The following is a 17,748-nucleotide window of genomic DNA, read 5'->3' as shown; positions in this document are numbered from 1 at the left end:
CTTCGCGTTGATCATTCAGAACGCCTTTTAGATATGGCTAAGAAATTAGATATATCTGTATCATTTTTATCTTCTGTAGAGATTGGCAAAAAATCTGTTCCTGTAGGACTGGAGGAAAAGATCATAGAGCTTTATGGTTTAGATAAAGCTATGGCTTCTCTCTTAAAAAAAGAAGCCTATTCTTGTCGAAAAAGCATCATAATAAAACCTTCTACTCCGTTGCAACGTGAAACTGTTGTTGCGTTTATGAGACTTTTAGATGGCTTACATCAAGAAGCGTTAGCAGACTTCAAAGAAACATTAGAAACATTGTGCGAAGCGTGCTTTATAGAGAAATGTTAGAAAATCCTATTCCCTAACTTTTATCCACGTATCCCGAACCTTAAAAAAGATATATAAAATCAATAGATTGTGTACAGTAAAAAGAAACATGGTACGCCCAAGGGGAATCGAACCCCTGTTTCCGCCGTGAAAGGGCGATGTCCTAACCGCTAGACGATGGGCGCAAACCATTGATGAGGCTTATAGAGAGGATCTTTTTACTTCGCAAGCCCTCTGTGTCATTTTTTTTGAAAAAAGTGTGTTTTATTGAATAATTTTTGAGCAATTCCTGTTTGGATTGTTTCTTTTCAGTTTGAGTAGTAGGCAAAAATGATCAAAACATTATTTTAAATGTGTTTATTTTTTGCATATTTTATCGTTTGTTATCTTTGCTTGCACATCAGAATATTATTTAACTTGCTTGAAAGAGCCTTTATACAGAAGATTTTTCATTTGAGCTTATCATAAAGCAAAAAACTGTATAATTTATAAAGTAAAAAGAAAATATTTATTACAAAATTAACAAATAATAACAATCATAAAAAGTTTTTTGAGGCATAAGCCATATATTACTTTTAGTTTTAAATAATATAAATAGATTTTTTTATGGTAAAAATGAAATATTAAAGAAATTTTTACAGAATATATTAAAAATATTTTTCTTATCTTTACTTTTACATATTTGTAAGAAATTTAAAATTAAAATCTCTTCACTTGTTCCCTCACATGTTGAGAAGGTTATTTATTTGAAAATGAATTAGCGTGGATAAAGGGCAGATTGAGGTTTTTGTCATTTCAATTTGCTAGTTTTTCAAAGGGGTGGCAATAAGTTGAGGTAAAGTATTCGAGTTTTGCAAAGTTATTCTCCATATTTATAATATTTCAGAATTATGGTGTACACATATTAAGTCTTGTTTTTACTTTAATGTAAGGTTCTATTTTGATATATGAGCGCGTTAAGATTTTTGCATTAAAGATTTATAGTTCAAACTATGGAATGGTAGTAAGGAATGTTTTATTATTTACTGATCTACTTTGTTTTATCCATTCTCTTAATTTATCATATGAAAGAATGTTTTTTGTTCCATATTTGTTGATTTAGAAGAGATGTTTTTATTCTTTCTTACTAAGTCCTTAATACTCTTTAACTTGTTATTGATTATTTTTTAGAACTTTTTTTTATGGAAACTTGCATTTATCAGTTTTACAGATTTTCATTCTGAATTAGATATTTTATAAAGATTCTGAAATCTTTGAAGACAATAAATATTATATTTTTAGGAATGTTGATTGAACAAGCGGGGATAATTCTATTGGAGAACATGAAGTGAATAGAGCGGGGTATTTCTTTTGTTCTTATTGATGTAAGTACTCTTTGTGTTGTTTGGCACATCATTTAAACGATTTTTCGGTGAAGATAGGGATCAGTGGTTAATAATGGCAGAAGCTTTAAAAGTTGGTGTTGCAGGACTTGGTACGGTTGGTACTTCAGTTGTTCGAGCTCTATGTGAAAAAGCGAATAGTTTAGCTTGTCAATGTGGGCGATTCATCAAAGTCGTTGCTGTTAGTGCGCGCGATAAAAACCGTAATCGTGGAATTGATCTCAGTGATATAAAATGGTTTGATTCACCTGTGGAGTTGGCTTCTTCTGATGAGATTGATGTTTTTGTAGAGTTAATTGGTGGTGAATTGGATGTGGTGTACACCGCTGTTAAGAGAGCGCTTGAGGCGGGACATCACGTTGTAACAGCCAATAAAGCTCTTCTTGCTCGACATGGAGTAGAGCTGGCTATAATTGCAGAAAAAAAAGGTGTTTTTCTTCATTTTGAAGCAGCTGTTGCAGGGGGAATTCCTGTCATCAAAGCGATGAGAGAATCACTTGTCAGTAATCACATATCGCGAATTTATGGTATTCTCAATGGAACCTGTAATTATATATTAACACGCATGTTTACGGAAGGTCTTTCATTTAAAGATTGTTTAGCAGATGCACAGAGACTTGGGTATGCTGAAGCAGATCCAAGTTTTGATATTGAGGGAAATGATACTGCTCATAAATTAGCTTTGTTGACAAGCTTGGCATTTGGAACAGCTGTTTCGTTAGATGATGTTTATGTTGAAGGAATTCATAATATTTCGCAAATTGATATTCGAGCAGCTGATGAATTAGGGTATCGGATTAAGCTTTTAGGGGTTGCATTAAAAACGGATTCTGGAATAGAGCAACGCGTTCATCCAACAATGGTACCAACATCTTCAATGATTGCACAGATAAATGGCGTAACCAATGCTCTTTCTATTCAAAGTGATTTATTAGGTGAATTACTGTTTTCTGGTCCTGGCGCCGGAGGAATGGCAACAGCATCAGCCGTTATTGGTGATTTGGCTGATATAGCAAAAGCGCGTTCTGGTTTTCAGTATGCACCTGTTTTAAGACGTCCAGCATTAGAACTTACTCCTCATAAAAAAGCACGTATTTCGCATCATGCAGGGGGTTATTTTATTCGTTTAAATGTTCATGATCGTACTGGTGTTTTTGCTGCGGTCGCAAGGCATATGGCTGATAATCACATCTCATTGGAGTCGATTGTTCAAAGATCTTTTGTAGAAGATCAAATTGAAAAAACAATTATTTTAATTACGCATGAAACAACAGAGGTGAATGTACGACAGGCACTTGCAGAAATTGAAAAAGATGGACATCTTGTTGCAAAATCTCAATTTATTCGTATTGAGCCTATGGCAGAGAATTGATAACTTTCTTGATAATGACAAAAAGGCAAGCTTGAGTTCTTTTGTCTCTTGTGGAAAATTTTCATCTTTGCCAAAAACTTTATTCTTAGTATTTAATAAGGACTCATATTTTTTCTGGTATTCATTCGGTAGGATTTTTTCATATGCCCACAACTCAGAAGATTTTAAATGGACTTGATCGTATTTTGACGCTTGAATTGGTACGTGTTACTGAACGTGCTGCTGTTGCTGCTGCACGCTGGCGCGGACGTGGCGATGAAAAAGCTGCGGATCAGGCTGCTGTAGATGCAATGCGGCAGGAACTTAATCGATTGCCTATTGATGGTACAGTGGTGATTGGTGAAGGTGAGCGGGATGAAGCACCTATGCTTTATATTGGAGAAAAAGTAGGTCTTCAAAGTGGATTGGCGATCGATATTGCACTTGATCCACTAGAGGGAACAACACTTTGTGCTAAAAATATTGCCAATTCTTTGGCAGTAGTTGCAATTGCTGAAAAAGGTAATCTCCTTTATGCTCCTGATGTTTATATGAAAAAAATTGCTATTGGTCCTGGTTATCCAAAGGGAGTAGTAGATATAGATGCTTGTCCTACCGATAATATCCATGCTCTTGCGAAGGCTAAAGGAGTGGCTGTTAATCAGATTGTTGTTTGTATTATGGATAGGCCTCGTCATGAAAAGTTAATTAATGAAGTACGAGCGACAGGGGCATCGATTCGCTTGATTGGGGATGGAGATGTTGCTGCTGTTATTGATACAACTGATCCAGAAGAAACAGGTATTGATATCTATATGGGGATTGGGGGAGCACCTGAAGGTGTTTTAGCTTCTGCTGCTTTGCGCTGTATTGGAGGACAGATGCAAGGTCGTTTGCTGCTAGATACAGAAGAGAAAATTGCTCGTGCAGCTAAAATGGGGATTAGTGATCCCAATAAAGCTTATACAATGGAAGAAATGGCAAAGGGTGATGTTTTGTTTGCAGCAACAGGGGTGACAGATGGCAATATGCTTTCTGGTGTTAAATTTACATCTCGTTACATTCAAACGGAAACTCTCGTAATGCGCTCCCATACGGGTACAGTCCGTAATATTAAAGCGCAGCATAGAGATCATTCAAAATTTGATTAATGTTTTCTTTTTTCGTCACTAAAAATAGAGGGAGTTTTTTAGGAAATACGCTTCCATGAATCTATTTTCATGGAAGCGTTTATAGATATGAGAATACCTTATTATTATGAGAGCTGGACAGAATGAACCCAGCCATTTTTATCTTCTATGTTCCCTTTTTGAAGGCCAACCAATTGTGTACGAAGCTGCTTTGTAATTTCTCCAACTGTTTCATTTCCAATAATAAATTCTCCCCCTTTATATTTAAAACGACCAATTGATGTGACAACGGCAGCTGTACCACAAGCAAAGACTTCTTTAAGGTGTCCACTCTTTGCATCTTCTTGAAGCGCTGCAAAAGAATAAGGACGCTCTTCTATTTTTAATCCCATTTGTTGAGCTAATCTTAAGATTGAATCACGAGTTATCCCTGGAAGAATAGTGCCGTTAAGGGCAGGGGTTACAAGTGTACTATCTGCCATAATAAAGCAGACATTCATACCACCAAGTTCTTCAATCCATTTATGTTCAATCATATCAAGAAAGAGTACTTGGCTACAATTATTTTGCGTTGCGCACTTTTGTGCCAGTAAGCTTGCTGCATAGTTTCCGCCACATTTTGCAGCCCCTGTGCCCCCTGGACCAGCGCGGCTATAATCTGTTTCAATCCATACACTGACAGATTTTTCTTCTCCTTTGAAATAAGATTCAACTGGAGAAGCTATGATACAAAAAAGATATTCTTGAGAAGGGCGGACTCCTAAAAAGTTTTCATTGCCAAACATAAATGGACGGATATAGAGGCTAGCGTTGGGATGATCAGAAACCCATTTTTGATCAATTTTTACTAATTGATGAACGGCATCCAGAAAAATATCTTTTGGCAATTCTGGCATAGCTAAACGCCTCGCTGATTCTATAAAGCGTTGTGCATTAGCATCAGGACGGAAGAGCAAGATGCGCTCATCTTTTGCACGATATGCTTTTAAACCCTCAAAAATCTCCTGTCCGTAATGTAAAACGGTACTTGCAGGGGTAATTTCTAAAGCTTTGTATTGAGAAATGATGGCATTATGCCAGCCTTTGTCTTCAGTCCATTGAATAGTACACATGTGGTCTGTAAAAAATTGACCAAAACCGGGACTTTTTAAAATTTTTTCACGTTTTTCTTCTGACAGAGGAGATGGGTGTTTTTCTATTTTAAAGGGAAGCGACGATATAGGAGATTTCATAAAAAAACCTTTTGAGTATGTTTTATTTTTATTAATAAAAATAATGAGATATTTTGATCATAACTCTATTATTAACAAAACCTTTGTGTCAATGTTTTATTATAGAACACAAAGAGGTTTATTATAGAGTTCAAAGGCTATGATAGATATTTTAATTCTATTATCACCTCTTTTTCTCAACTTTATGAAGTAAGCTGGAACTTTTGTCTATAATTATCGTTTTCTCAAAATAAGTATCTGAATAATTTCATATATGCATATTTTCTAGAAATTAAAAGGTAAGGGAATTGAGAAAAGGAATCTACCATGATTGATAAAAATTATCACACATATGAAGAACGTATGGACGCAGAAAGAAGAGATAGTGAACAACGTGTTTCAATTGCTAAGGGTATTTTTGCTATTCTTCTTGCGGTCGTTATTATCTGGTTTATTTTTGGTTTTTTAGGATCTTTTTTTGCAAAATCTCCTGAACATAGTTCGCGTTATAATACTCCAGAAACAAGCCAAAGCGTAACAACGCCCAAAAAAGATTTAAATTCGTTTCCTTCTGTACCTTATACTTATAAGGGTACGCAGTGATTTTTTCATAAATATAATCTTTTAGATGGGACGAAAATCGACGTAGATTAAAGAATAAAGTCAGCACAAAGGCATAAAAAAGATTGGATGATTTTAATTCCTGAAGTTTTCAATAAGTAATTAAATGTTATGGAAATAAACAATGCAACAGTTTTAGTAACTGTTGCATTGTTGGTTTAGCGTGTGATGAAGCAGCTTCCTCCAAAACTCTTTATGTCTTCACAAAGATTTATGGCTTCGTTACGGCTTTGCGTTTGAATCCGAACACGGTAATAAGTACCTTTTCCTGGTATAAAAGCAGGTTGAATATTTAAAGAACGGGCACCGATAAGGAATCCAAATTTAGATTTCATATTTTTTAAAGAACCTCTAGCTAGCTCATGCGTTGGTTGAGATGCAAGTTGTACGTAATAACTTTCTGAATTTTGTGCTGCGACTCTGTTCGGTGATGTGGGGCGAGACGCGGTGGGTGTTTCAACTTGTGTATTTCTTTCTGCATGAGAAGGAATAGGGATAAATTTTTCTTCAATATTTGAGCTAGAAGTATTTTCTGCTATTATTTTATCAATATTATTCTTGAGATCATGGTCTATTTCTTGATTGTTTATATCAGAATCATGCGACGAAACAAGGGACGAATCTTGAAGTTCATTAGGAGTTTGATCAATGTTTTCTTCAGATTGAGCAGCAGTTTTGCTCTTTGTTTGATGTACGGGAGCTAGTGTAACTGTACCATCTTGATTTACAATAACAGTTTGTATTTCTTGCGTGGGAATAGTGTGGTTTATGGCCTCTGTGACTGCATCTTCAACATCAGATTCATTTAAAGAAGAAGATGAAACATTTGAAGATTCTTCAGGGTTTAATTCTTTTAAATTTTCAGGTTGTTCAGAGTTATCAATAAGAAATTGTTGTGTATTTTCTTGTTTCTCATTTTGTTCAGTTGTTTGTTTATAGATATCTAAATTATGTGCAACATCATTTTTCGGTTCAGTTGTTTCTGGTTTGAATTTAAAAGGCGCATTATCAGCGTGGATAATGACTGTTTCTTCATTTTTTTGTGATGGCATAAAAAAGTGCGAATAACCAGCAAATCCAATTCCTATTAAAATAAGTATAAAAATACCTTTAATGAAAGTTTTACCAAAAATAAAACTTTTTAAGGGAGGAGGAGCTGGTGGATGCGTGGGAACCTCATCTGAGCTTGTGTATGATGAATTCTCGCTAAAAGGGGGAAAATTATATTCCATATTAGCAGAAGAAAAATAGTCGGAATTTTGTTCTTTAGAGTTTATATAAACACCTTCTTTTGAATTTTGCATAGACTGATGAAAAACTTCACTAAAAACCTCATTTTTCTGTTGTTTTTGAGAAAAGTTATCCGTTGGGACATTTCCCACATTGAGTACATCAGCAAATTCTTCTTCTAAACCACCACTAGTTGGCACATCATATTCTGGCGCTTCATATGGGACTTCTGGAACCATAATAGGGCCAGTTTTTTCTACGATTTCCTCTGAAAATTTATAAGTATCAACATTGGGAGGGGGAGTATCTCTGTGCGTATAGTTATGGGCAAAAAAGCCATCCGTTTGTTTTGTATTCAAAGAGGCTGATGAGGAAAGAAACTCATCAGAATTATTTTCATTATATGAAATTTCTCTATTTGGGTTAGAGGCATCTTCGGTGTTATTGATGTATTGGGCTTGGGCCTCATTATATATTGGAACTTTTTCGTTATAAGTTTCTTGTTGTGAGGGGTTTTCTTCAAAAAAATGGGGATAATTGGTTGTATGATCTTTTTGTGAAGCCCCCTTTAAATAAGATTGTCTATCAACTGGTGGAGAATCCAAGGGTGAGGAGAAGGTACTTTTTGTTTGATTTCTGGTAGTGTTTTGTCTTTCTGACACAAGGTTAGAAGATGAGAAAAACTCATTTGCCTCTGTAGAAGAGGAGACATCAGGATAATCTTTTTTGATCCAATTTTCTTGATCAGCTGAAATTTTATAGGGATGGTTTATGGGAGTGACATAGAGGTTTTGATTGTCATCATAAGTTTGTTGTATATTCGTAGTTTCAGGCTGTTGTGAATTTGTTTGTGAAAAACGCTTGGTTCGTTCAACAGATTCTGGAATCTCTTTCTTATTTTCGCGTCTTTCAGATTTATCAAAAAAGAAATTTTCTGATTCTGATTGTGAAATAAGATTACTTTTTTTAAAAAAAGGATCAGCACTGGTTGCTGTTGTATTCTGTTGAGGGGATTGATTCTTTGGGATTGGTAATGGAGAAAGCTCATCTAAAATTTGTTCTTCATCATGACTGCTAGGTGAAGAATATTTCTCTTCAGATAAATTATTTTGTTTTGAATGGTTGAAAGAAGCAGCTTGTGCAATATCTGAGGCTGTTGCGTTGCTGGTTGCATGCAAGTCCCATTGTTTTTTTTGATCATCAAACGGTAAGTCATGTGCTAAATTATTTTCAAGTTCTTCTTCTAGAAAGGACAAATCAAAATCATCATCATGGGATGATGTTTCGGGGTGAGATGTTGATCGATCTGTCTGTAAAGAAGATTGCTCATTTTGGTTTCCGCTTTGTTGGTGCGGATTAAAAATGCGCGTAAGCCTTTCCAAAGGATCATGGTGTTCATGATCGTGTTTTGTTTCGTGTAGATTTTTGCGATCGTTATCGCTCATAGCTTTTCTCACATGGTGATTTGCATCTGCGTGCAATCAATGGTTGATTTTGATTTATTATATTAAAATTATAAATTTTCCCCCTCTCATGCAAGGATACATGAAAAAGTTTATCAATAGAGTACCTATTGTATGTATTTATAGAACTTTTTCAACGCATTTCTATTGGTGCTTCGACTCCTATGATGGTAAGTCCTGATGATAAAATATTGATAACAGCTTGTATCAACCCCAATCTTGCAAAGGATAACTCTTTATCATCAGGTTGAATAAAGCGTAAATTGAGACTTTCACTCCCTTTATTCCAATGGGTGTGAAAGCTGGAGGCAAGGTCATAAAGATAAAACGCTAATCGATGCGGTTCCTTATGAACGACGGCCTGTTCAATGATACGTGGATATTCAGAAAGTTTGCGTATTAACAATATTTCATGGTCATCTGTTAATCGATGAAGATGGGCGATTAATGTATCATTTGAAAAGCTTTTAATATGAAGCGCTTCTTGTGCTTGACGAAAGACTGAGTGACAGCGTGCACTTGCATATTGTACGTAAAAGATGGGGTTATCTTTTGATTGTTCTGTTACTTTTGCAAAATCAAAATCAAGAGGTGCTTCACACTTACGGTATAGCATCATAAAACGCACAGGATCACGCCCAACCTCTTCGACAACATCCCGTAAAGTGACAAAAGATCCTGCTCTTTTTGACATGCGTACAGGATGACCGTTGCGAAAAAGTTTTACCAATTGACATAAGAAGACGCTTAATTTAGCTTTATCCCCAGAAATTGCTTTTGCCATTGCCTCTAGCCGCTTTACATAGCCAGCATGGTCTGCGCCTAGAATATAAATCATTTCATCAAAATGACGATTAAATTTATCCCGAAAATAAGCAACATCAGCAGCAAAGTAAGTGTAAGAACCATCAGATTTGACTAAAACACGGTCTTGGTCATCACCAACATTTGTTGAACGGAACAAAGTTTGTTCACTTGGTTCCCAGTCTTCTGTATTTTGCCCCTTGGGAGGGGGGAGTTTTCCTTTGTAGATATAACCATTTAAAGTGAGGTCGTTGATGGTGTTACGAATGGCGCGTGCATTATCTGCATAAAGCATTCGCTCAGAGAAAAAGATATCATGATAAATATTAAGAGCAGCCAAATCTTCGCGAATCATGGACATCATTGCATGAATTGCACGTTCTTTCACAAGAGATAAGGCTTCATCTTTATCCATCGTGAGGAGTTGGTCACCAAACTCTTGAGCAAGTGATTGTCCCAATGGTATCAAGTATTCTCCAGGATAGAGTCCTTCTGGAATTTCATTAATTTCTTGCCCAAGAGCCTCACGATAGCGCAATAGTACAGAGTGGGCGAGGACTTCGATTTGTTGACCAGCATCATTGATATAATATTCTTTCGTAATGTCATAGCCCGTAAATTGCAGCAAATTGGAGAGAACATCTCCAATAACCGCTCCGCGGCAATGTCCTACATGCATTGGTCCTGTCGGATTTGCTGAGACATATTCAACATTGACGCGTTTTCCTTGTCCCATTGGGATACGACCATAAGAAGTGCCTAATTCAAGCATGGATTTTATAGTATCTTGCCAAAATAATTTTGTAAGCTTTATATTTATAAAACCAGGACCGGCAACATCTATATTTTCGATAGAGGAATCATTTTTAAGAAGTTCTATGATTTTATCTGCAAGTGCACGTGGATTGATTCCAATAGATTTTGCAAGCACCATAGCAGCATTGGTTGATAAATGACCATGGGAGGAATCACGCGGAGGATCAACAGTGATTTTTGATAAATCTAGATCTTCTCCATTTTTTCCTTTTATATCAGATAATTCAATTGATCTCTTAATTTTTTTTTCGAAGTTTTTAAAGATATTCATATTTAGCTTCCATGATGATGCCAAAAGCCATTAGACGAAATTATCTGTATGGTCAAATAACCGGTGATATTCACGTAGAGCGTAGTGATCTGTCATGCCTGAAAGAAAGTCAGCAATCAAACGTGCTAACTCTTGATTTTTTAAGTGCACTGTTTTGCTCTGCCAACTTTCAGGCATTGTATTTGGTTTTTCATAATAACAATTGAATAATTTTTGTACAATGCATTTTGCTGCATTGCGACGACTAAGAACTTGTTTATGGTAGTAAAGATTTTTAAATAAAAAGTTTTTTAGTTCTTTTTCATAAACAGTCATTGTTGGTGAAAAGGTGACAATAGTTTGTTTTGCTTGGTGAATATCGTTTATGCATGTTGGTTTGATGCGTGCTAAATTTTCTTCTGATTGTTTGATAACATCTTCAACCATGGTTGTTATTTGTCTTCGTACAAGTGTGTAACCGCGACGCGCTTGGTCGAGGTGGGGATGCTCATCTGTTATATCTTTTAATATTGCTGCTGTTAGTGAAACATCTTCAAATTGATCGAGTGTTAAAAATTGCGAACGTAGACCATCATCAATATCATGCGCATTGTATGCGATATCATCTGCAATAGCAGCACATTGCGCTTCTAGTCCTGCAAAACAATCGAGTGCAAGGTCTTGCTCTGCATTGTATTGTAAAATATCGATAGGAATTTCCTTATTCTTCGCGTGAGGACCTAAAAGGGGACCATTATGCTTTACAAGTCCTTCGAGGGTTTCCCATGTAAGGTTAAGTCCATCAAAATTTGCATAGCGCTGTTCTAGTTTTGTGACAATGCGTAATGCTTGTGCATTATGATCAAAGCCGCCATAATGTACCATAGCTTCATTAAGTGCATCTTCTCCAGCATGGCCAAAGGGCGTGTGTCCAAAGTCGTGAACAAGGGCAATGGCTTCGGCAAGGTCTTCATCAAGACAAAGGGCACGGGCTAATGTTCTTGCAATTTGAGAGACCTCTATGGAATGGGTTAGGCGAGTACGATAATGATCGCTTTCGTCAGCAATAAACACTTGCGTTTTATGTTTAAGACGTCGAAATGCATTAGAATGGATAATACGATCTCTATCTCGTTGAAAAGGTGAGCGTGTGGTGCTCATCGTTTCATGGAATAATCTACCACGGCTTGTTTGCGGATGAGCACTGTACACTGCTCGAGATTGGTAATTAAAGTTGATATTGCCTATATCCATTGCAAGTTGCCCATTATCATCTTAAAATTGAGAGTGGTTTATGACAAATAAACTGCTCTTTGAGTATGGAATACTCTTTCTTGATGGTTTAATGCAAGGATATATAAAATGAATGTGAAAATTTCAGATGTTGCTGCCAAAAAAATTGCACAGATACTTTTGCGTGAACCCGATAAAATAGCATTGCGTATTTCTGTTGAAGGTGGTGGGTGTTCTGGTTTTTCTTATAAATATGACTTGGTTTCTGAAATGTGTAAAGATGACCTCGTTCTCAAAAAAGATGGGGCAGTTGTGTTTATTGATTTACTATCACTTCCTTTCATGGAAGGAGCTGAGATTGATTTTGTTGATGATCTTATGGGGCAGTCTTTTCAAATCCACAATCCCAATGCTGTTTCATCATGTGGTTGTGGTGTGAGTTTTTCAATTTAAAATGATGGCTTTGTGATATTGTTTCTTGAAAAAAATATCATGTTGGTCAACAATGTGAAAATGGGTATTCTTATAAAAATAGTGCACCGATGTGTATGGTTGTGCGTGGTGCTTACTTTATTGATCTGGAGCCACTGTGCTTTTTCTGAAGAAGGAGAAGGGAAAGATCAGCAGCAGGGACAATCAAGGAGTTTTATTGTAAAGTCTCAAGAGCAGGAAAAAGAAAATGTAGCATCTCAAACACAACTCATTTTGAATGCTCGATTAACAAATAGTCATCCGGATATTGAAAAAGGGCTTATCTGGCGGGTTTATGTCCCTATTCTAGGGATTGATAATAAATTACCATTAGTGGCAACCTATAAGGGGGGAAGTGCACGTTTTGATCTCGAACCAGGAAGTTATCTTGTTCATGTCTCATTTGGTCATATGAGTGCTGTGCGCCATATTCGTTTAAAAAATGGACAGAGTCTTGTAAAAAACTTTAATCTTGAGGCTGGTGGTGTCATTTTAAATGCAACACTGCTCAATGGTGTAATGAATGAAAAGGAATTACGTTTTACCATTTATGAGGATGAAAAAGAAAATGATGATACGGGGGTGATTTTATCAAATATTAAACCCCAATCAGTTGTACGTTTAAAAGCTGGCCGCTACCATGTTGCTTCCCATTATGGTTCTATTAATGCGACGGCTCGTTCGGATATTCAAGTGGATGCTGGTAAAATGACAGAAGTTACCCTTGAACATCAGGCTGCTCAGATTGTCTTAAAGCTGGTACGACAAGAAGGAGGGGAAGCGCTTGCAGATACAAGTTGGTCTCTTGCCAATGATTCTGGTGATATCGTTTATGAAACAGTTGGTGCTTATGTTTCACTCGTGTTAGCGGAGGGAGAGTATATTGCAATTGCTAAAAATAAAGATAAAATCTATCAAAAAGTTTTTTCAGTCGTTTCTGGTCATGATGAAGATATAAGTGTGGTGGCGAATGAGCAAAATATGCAACGAATTGATGAAGATGTGGATTGATCGTTATTTATGGGGGTAACTATGATGAGAGACGGGGTATGAGTTTTGATTGAAATTTCAACAGTTGGTGTGTTTTTTGCTGGGGCGCTCTCTTTTTTGTCGCCCTGTGTTTTGCCATTAGTTCCTCCTTATTTGTGCTATATGGCAGGTGTTGGTATTGATGATTTTCGTTCAGAAAATCGTGATGAGAAAGTCTTTATACGGTGGGCTTTATTGTCTTCTGTTATTGCTTTTGTTCTCGGGTTTACAACTGTTTTTGTTGCTTTAGGTGCCAGTGCTAGCACAATTGGGAAATTCATCGGTTATTATCGTGATTGGTTTGCTCTTGCTGCTGGAATTGTCATTATTATTTTTGGTTTAAATTTTTTAGGGATTTTCAAGATCGCTTTTTTATTTCGTGAAGCGCGTTTTCAGACCAAAAAAACACCTGCTGGCCCTTTAGGCGCGTATATTATTGGTTTAGCTTTTGCTTTTGGTTGGACACCGTGTATTGGCCCCATTTTAGGCCCTATTATAACGCTTGCTGGAACAAAAGAAACTGTGGGAGAGGGAGCTATTCTATTAGCGGTTTATGCATTAGGTCTTGCTATTCCTTTTATGTTGGCAGCTTTATTTTCGAGCAGTTTTATGCGATTTTTAGGAGCTTTTCGTATTCATTTAGGAAAAGTTGAAAAAATTATTGGTGTTTTTCTTATTCTTACAGGAATTTTGTTTTTAACAGGCTCTATGCAGGATCTTTCATTTTGGCTTTTAGAACATTATCCTTCGTTGAGTTATATTGAAGATATTCGTTGGCACGATATTATGAATTTTTTTGGATTTTCTCGTTAGTCTTATGTGTTTTTATGGTTAGAAGTTGTCTTTCTATTGTTCTTGCTGCAGGTGAGGGGACGCGCATGAAATCGTCTCTGCCTAAGGTACTTCATAAAATTGCTGGATTGCCTCTTATATGCCATGTTCTAAAACAAATAGAATTGGTAGGCTCTTCACAATTAGCAGTCGTTGTGGGATTTGGTGCTAAGGAGGTTACGCGCGTTGTTCAGTCATTTGTAAAAGATGTGATGATTTTTGAACAAAAAGAGCGTTTAGGAACTGCTCATGCTGTTTTATCTGCTCGTTTAGCTTTGCAAAAGGAAGTGGATGATGTTCTCATTGTTTTTGGGGATACGCCTCTCATTCAGCAAGATTCATTGCACCAAATGCGTGCACAGCTTGCTGATGGAGCAGATGTTGTTTTTGCAGGTTTTCATACCGAAAATCCCACAGGTTATGGGCGTTTGATCGAGAAAAATGGTCAATTGATCGCAATTGTAGAAGAAAAAGGCGCTAGCGATGAAGAAAAAAAGATTTCTTTTTGTAACGGTGGAATACTCGCTATATGTGGAAAACATGCACTTTCTCTTTTAGAGAAGGTTGGTAATAACAATGTGAAAAAAGAATATTATTTAACAGATATTGCTGCTCTTGCAACACGCGAAGGATTAAATGTGCGTGTTGTTGAAGTTCCTTTTGAAGATATTGTAGGAATTAATAACAGTCTTGAACTTTCTGAGGCTGATTCTTTGTGGCAAAAACGTAAAGCGCGTGATTTAATGTTATCAGGTGTTACACTCTTAAAACCAGAAACACTCTATTTTTCTTATGATACAGAAATTGAACCAGGGGTGGTGATAGAACCAAATGTTTATTTTGGATTAAGCGTGAAAGTACAATCTGGTGCTGTTATTCATGCATTTAGTTATCTTGAGGGTGCTGTAGTTGGTAAGGATGCACAGATTGGTCCTTATGCACGTTTGCGTCCTGGAACAGAGTTGGCGAAGTCCGTAAAGATTGGAAATTTTTGTGAAGTCAAACAAGCTAAGGTAGGAGAATCTTCTAAAATCAATCATTTAAGTTATATTGGTGATGCCGAAATTGGTGCACATACCAATATTGGAGCTGGTACGATTACTTGCAATTATGATGGATTTAACAAATATAAAACCATGATTGGTGATTATGCTTTTGTTGGGTCTAATACGGCACTTGTTTCACCATTGGTAATAGGGGATGGCTCTTATGTTGCTTCAGGAAGTGTTATTACTGAAAATATTCCTATGAACAGTATGGCTTTTGGGCGTGCACGACAGGTTATAAAAGAGGGCTATGCGACAAAATTTCGAGAGCGCTTGTTAGAAAACAAACATAAAAAATGATTATTTTCAGTCTATTTCTTTGTTTCGTGTTAATCTAACGATGGATAGAATGTTTATTCTTAAAGATTGCCGTACTCCATGTTTGAATTATTTTATTATTTATAGTTTTAAATAAAAGCTGTTGGATTGTTTTATAAAATTTAAATCTTTAAGATGTGGGTTGGAGCTTTTTAATGTGTGGAATTATTGGAATTCTTGGAAAGAGGTGTGTTACGTCCTCTTTGGTTGAGGGGTTAAAACGTCTTGAATATAGAGGGTATGATTCATCTGGGGTGGCAACAGTCCATAATGGGCATCTTTATCGTGTACGTGCTGAGGGGAAGCTTGTTCATTTAGAAGAAAAATTAAAAAAAACACCTCTGGAGGGAAGTTTAGGGATTGGTCATACCCGTTGGGCTACGCATGGAATTGCTGTTGAACGCAATGCGCATCCCCATGTGACTGAAAAGCTTGCGATTGTTCATAATGGTATTATTGAAAATTTTGTAGAATTGCAAAAGGAACTCATAGAGGATGGTTATATCTTTGAAACAGATACGGATACGGAAGTTATTGCACATTTAATAACGCGTGCATTAAAAGATGGTCTTTCTCCGCAAGAAGCTATACGTACCAGTTGGAAAAGGCTGCAGGGGGCTTTTGCTATTGCTCTTATTTTCGAAGGTGAAGATAACCTTATGATTGCGGCTCGTTCTGGTCCACCTCTGGCAATTGGTTATGGAAAAGATGAATTTTTTGTGGGGTCAGATGCGATTGCTTTGGCACCATTCGTTGATCATATTAGCTATATGGAAGATGGGGATTGGGCTGTTCTTACACGGGAAGGTGTCACAATTTACGATGTATATAATCAACCGGTAAAACGTCCTGTGACAACATTACTTGAAGAGGCTTTATTGATTTCTAAGGGTAATCATCGTCATTTTATGCACAAGGAAATGTTTGAACAACCTGAAGTGATTTCTCATAATTTGGCGCATTATCTTGATCTTGGAAATTATGCTGTTCGCCCCTTTGAGAATTTGATTGATTGGAAAAATATTCATCGTCTCCTTTTTGCGAGTTGTGGGACGGCTTATTATTCAACCTTAGTTGCGCGCTATTGGTTTGAGAAATTTGCCGCTTTAAGTGTTGATAATGATGTTGCTTCGGAGTTTCGTTATCGTGAACCTCCTATAACGTCCGATGTGTTGTCGCTGTTTGTTTCTCAATCTGGTGAGACAGCTGATACATTGGCTTCTTTGCGTTATTGTCGTGAGCGGGGTGTAAAAACAGCAACAATTGTGAATGTAGAGCAATCAACAATGGCAAGGGAGGCTGATTTTATTCTCCCAACACTTGCCGGACCGGAAATTGGTGTTGCGTCAACAAAAGCTTTTACCTGTCAATTGGCAACGCTTGCTTCACTAGCACTTAGTGCGGCTAAACAACGTGGCTATCTCTCGGCTCAAATGGAACAGCAATTGGTACAACAGTTGGCAGAAGTTCCACGTATTTTAAATGAGGTCTTAAAATTAGAGAGCAAAATTGAATGTGTTTGTCGTGATTTAGTGAATGCAAAAAGTATTCTTTATCTGGGACGTGGGACTTCTTATCCGATTGCTTTGGAGGGAGCCCTTAAACTGAAAGAGCTTTCTTATATTCATGCTGAAGGTTATGCGGCGGGTGAGTTGAAGCATGGACCAATTGCCTTGGTGGATGAAACAATACCTGTTATTGTTGTTGCACCTTATGATCGGTGGTTTGAAAAAACTTTTTCTAATATGCAAGAAGTGGTAGCGCGTAATGGTCGTATTATTTTAATAACCGATAAAAAAGGAGCAGAAGTAGCCTATCTTAAGACTTTATCAACGATCACTTTGCCAGATGTTCCAGAATTTATTTCTCCTATTATTTATGCACTTCCTGTTCAGTTAATCGCTTATCATACGGCTGTTTTATTAGGAACAGATGTTGATCAACCCCGTAACTTAGCAAAATCAGTCACGGTTGAATAAAAGTATATTTCTGAATCTTTTGGAGAATAATCAAGTGTAAGAAATTGATTTATAATGATAGCTTATTTTTCCCACTTTTTTCTGTTGAATGAGAATATCGGAGACGGGATTTTTCTTTCTAAATTCTTTACGATAAAACAAAAAATATTTTCTTACCTATCAAAAAATAGATCAGCTATGTGAATATAATGATAAAAAAAGACGCAATATTGCTTCTACTGTTTTAATACAAGAATAATTTAGATTGAAAGAAAAGATGCTG

General features: G+C 36.6%; 13 protein-coding genes and 1 tRNA gene. 9 read left to right on the top strand and 5 right to left on the bottom strand.

Annotation, left to right across the window (positions count from 1 at the left end; translation table 11 throughout):
• Positions 1-342, top strand: a 342-nt coding sequence (locus tag ACFIKO_RS07490) for an XRE family transcriptional regulator (RefSeq protein WP_375673643.1), incomplete at its 5' end; no start/stop codon positions are given.
• Positions 343-431: 89 nt separating this feature from the next.
• Here the strand turns inward: ACFIKO_RS07490 and ACFIKO_RS07485 are convergent.
• Positions 432-506: transfer RNA gene (locus tag ACFIKO_RS07485), tRNA-Glu, on the bottom strand.
• Between the two features lie 1,252 nt (positions 507-1,758).
• On the opposite strand from ACFIKO_RS07485, the gene ACFIKO_RS07480 reads away from it, so the two are divergent.
• Positions 1,759-3,075: a homoserine dehydrogenase gene (locus tag ACFIKO_RS07480; RefSeq protein ID WP_375619862.1), complete on the top strand. Its 1,317-nt coding sequence runs from the start codon at positions 1,759-1,761 to the stop codon at positions 3,073-3,075.
• Between the two features lie 143 nt (positions 3,076-3,218).
• The gene (glpX, locus tag ACFIKO_RS07475; protein ID WP_015856516.1) at positions 3,219-4,205 is read left to right on the top strand and encodes a class II fructose-bisphosphatase; all 987 of its coding nucleotides are present in this window, start codon (positions 3,219-3,221) and stop codon (positions 4,203-4,205) included.
• A 104-nt stretch (positions 4,206-4,309) separates the two neighbouring features.
• Here the strand turns inward: glpX and ACFIKO_RS07470 are convergent, their stop codons facing one another.
• A complete protein-coding gene (locus tag ACFIKO_RS07470) occupies positions 4,310-5,416 on the bottom strand; it encodes a branched-chain amino acid aminotransferase (RefSeq protein WP_375619861.1) in 1,107 nt (368 codons plus the stop codon).
• A gap of 306 nt (positions 5,417-5,722) precedes the next feature.
• On the opposite strand from ACFIKO_RS07470, the gene ACFIKO_RS07465 reads away from it, so the two are divergent.
• A complete protein-coding gene (locus ACFIKO_RS07465) occupies positions 5,723-5,998 on the top strand; it encodes a hypothetical protein (protein WP_375619860.1) in 276 nt (91 codons plus the stop codon).
• 176 nt (positions 5,999-6,174) lie between these two features.
• Here the strand turns inward: ACFIKO_RS07465 and ACFIKO_RS07460 are convergent, their stop codons facing one another.
• The 3 genes from ACFIKO_RS07460 to ACFIKO_RS07450 form a co-directional block, all read right to left on the bottom strand.
• A complete protein-coding gene (locus ACFIKO_RS07460; RefSeq protein WP_375619859.1) occupies positions 6,175-8,691 on the bottom strand; it encodes an SPOR domain-containing protein in 2,517 nt (838 codons plus the stop codon).
• Positions 8,692-8,842: 151 nt separating this feature from the next.
• Complete coding sequence (gene argS / locus ACFIKO_RS07455) at positions 8,843-10,600, bottom strand: arginine--tRNA ligase (protein WP_375619858.1); 1,758 nt, start codon at positions 10,598-10,600, stop codon at positions 8,843-8,845.
• Between the two features lie 30 nt (positions 10,601-10,630).
• Positions 10,631-11,833 (bottom strand): deoxyguanosinetriphosphate triphosphohydrolase, encoded by a 1,203-nt coding sequence (locus ACFIKO_RS07450; protein WP_375619857.1) that lies wholly within the window; start codon positions 11,831-11,833, stop codon positions 10,631-10,633.
• A gap of 108 nt (positions 11,834-11,941) precedes the next feature.
• On the opposite strand from ACFIKO_RS07450, the gene ACFIKO_RS07445 reads away from it, so the two are divergent.
• The 5 genes from ACFIKO_RS07445 to glmS all read left to right on the top strand — a co-directional run bounded on the left by ACFIKO_RS07445 (position 11,942) and on the right by glmS (position 17,486).
• A complete protein-coding gene (locus tag ACFIKO_RS07445) occupies positions 11,942-12,265 on the top strand; it encodes an iron-sulfur cluster assembly accessory protein (RefSeq protein ID WP_015856510.1) in 324 nt (107 codons plus the stop codon).
• A 39-nt stretch (positions 12,266-12,304) separates the two neighbouring features.
• On the top strand, positions 12,305-13,294 hold the full coding sequence (locus ACFIKO_RS07440; protein ID WP_375619914.1) for a carboxypeptidase regulatory-like domain-containing protein: 990 nt from the start codon (positions 12,305-12,307) through the stop codon (positions 13,292-13,294).
• Between the two features lie 45 nt (positions 13,295-13,339).
• Positions 13,340-14,125: a cytochrome c biogenesis CcdA family protein gene (locus ACFIKO_RS07435; RefSeq protein WP_375619856.1), complete on the top strand. Its 786-nt coding sequence runs from the start codon at positions 13,340-13,342 to the stop codon at positions 14,123-14,125.
• A 14-nt stretch (positions 14,126-14,139) separates the two neighbouring features.
• Positions 14,140-15,489 (top strand): bifunctional UDP-N-acetylglucosamine diphosphorylase/glucosamine-1-phosphate N-acetyltransferase GlmU, encoded by a 1,350-nt coding sequence (gene glmU / locus ACFIKO_RS07430; RefSeq protein WP_375619855.1) that lies wholly within the window; start codon positions 14,140-14,142, stop codon positions 15,487-15,489.
• A gap of 173 nt (positions 15,490-15,662) precedes the next feature.
• A complete protein-coding gene (gene glmS / locus ACFIKO_RS07425; protein ID WP_375673640.1) occupies positions 15,663-17,486 on the top strand; it encodes a glutamine--fructose-6-phosphate transaminase (isomerizing) in 1,824 nt (607 codons plus the stop codon).
• Positions 17,487-17,748: the final 262 nt, after the last annotated feature.

It is taken from the genome of Bartonella sp. TS82HLJMH (genome assembly GCF_042193495.1).
Taxonomy (GTDB): Bacteria; Pseudomonadota; Alphaproteobacteria; order Rhizobiales; family Rhizobiaceae; genus Bartonella; species Bartonella grahamii.
Note: the sequence above shows the minus strand (reverse complement) of the source record. Positions and strands in the feature narration are given on the sequence as shown.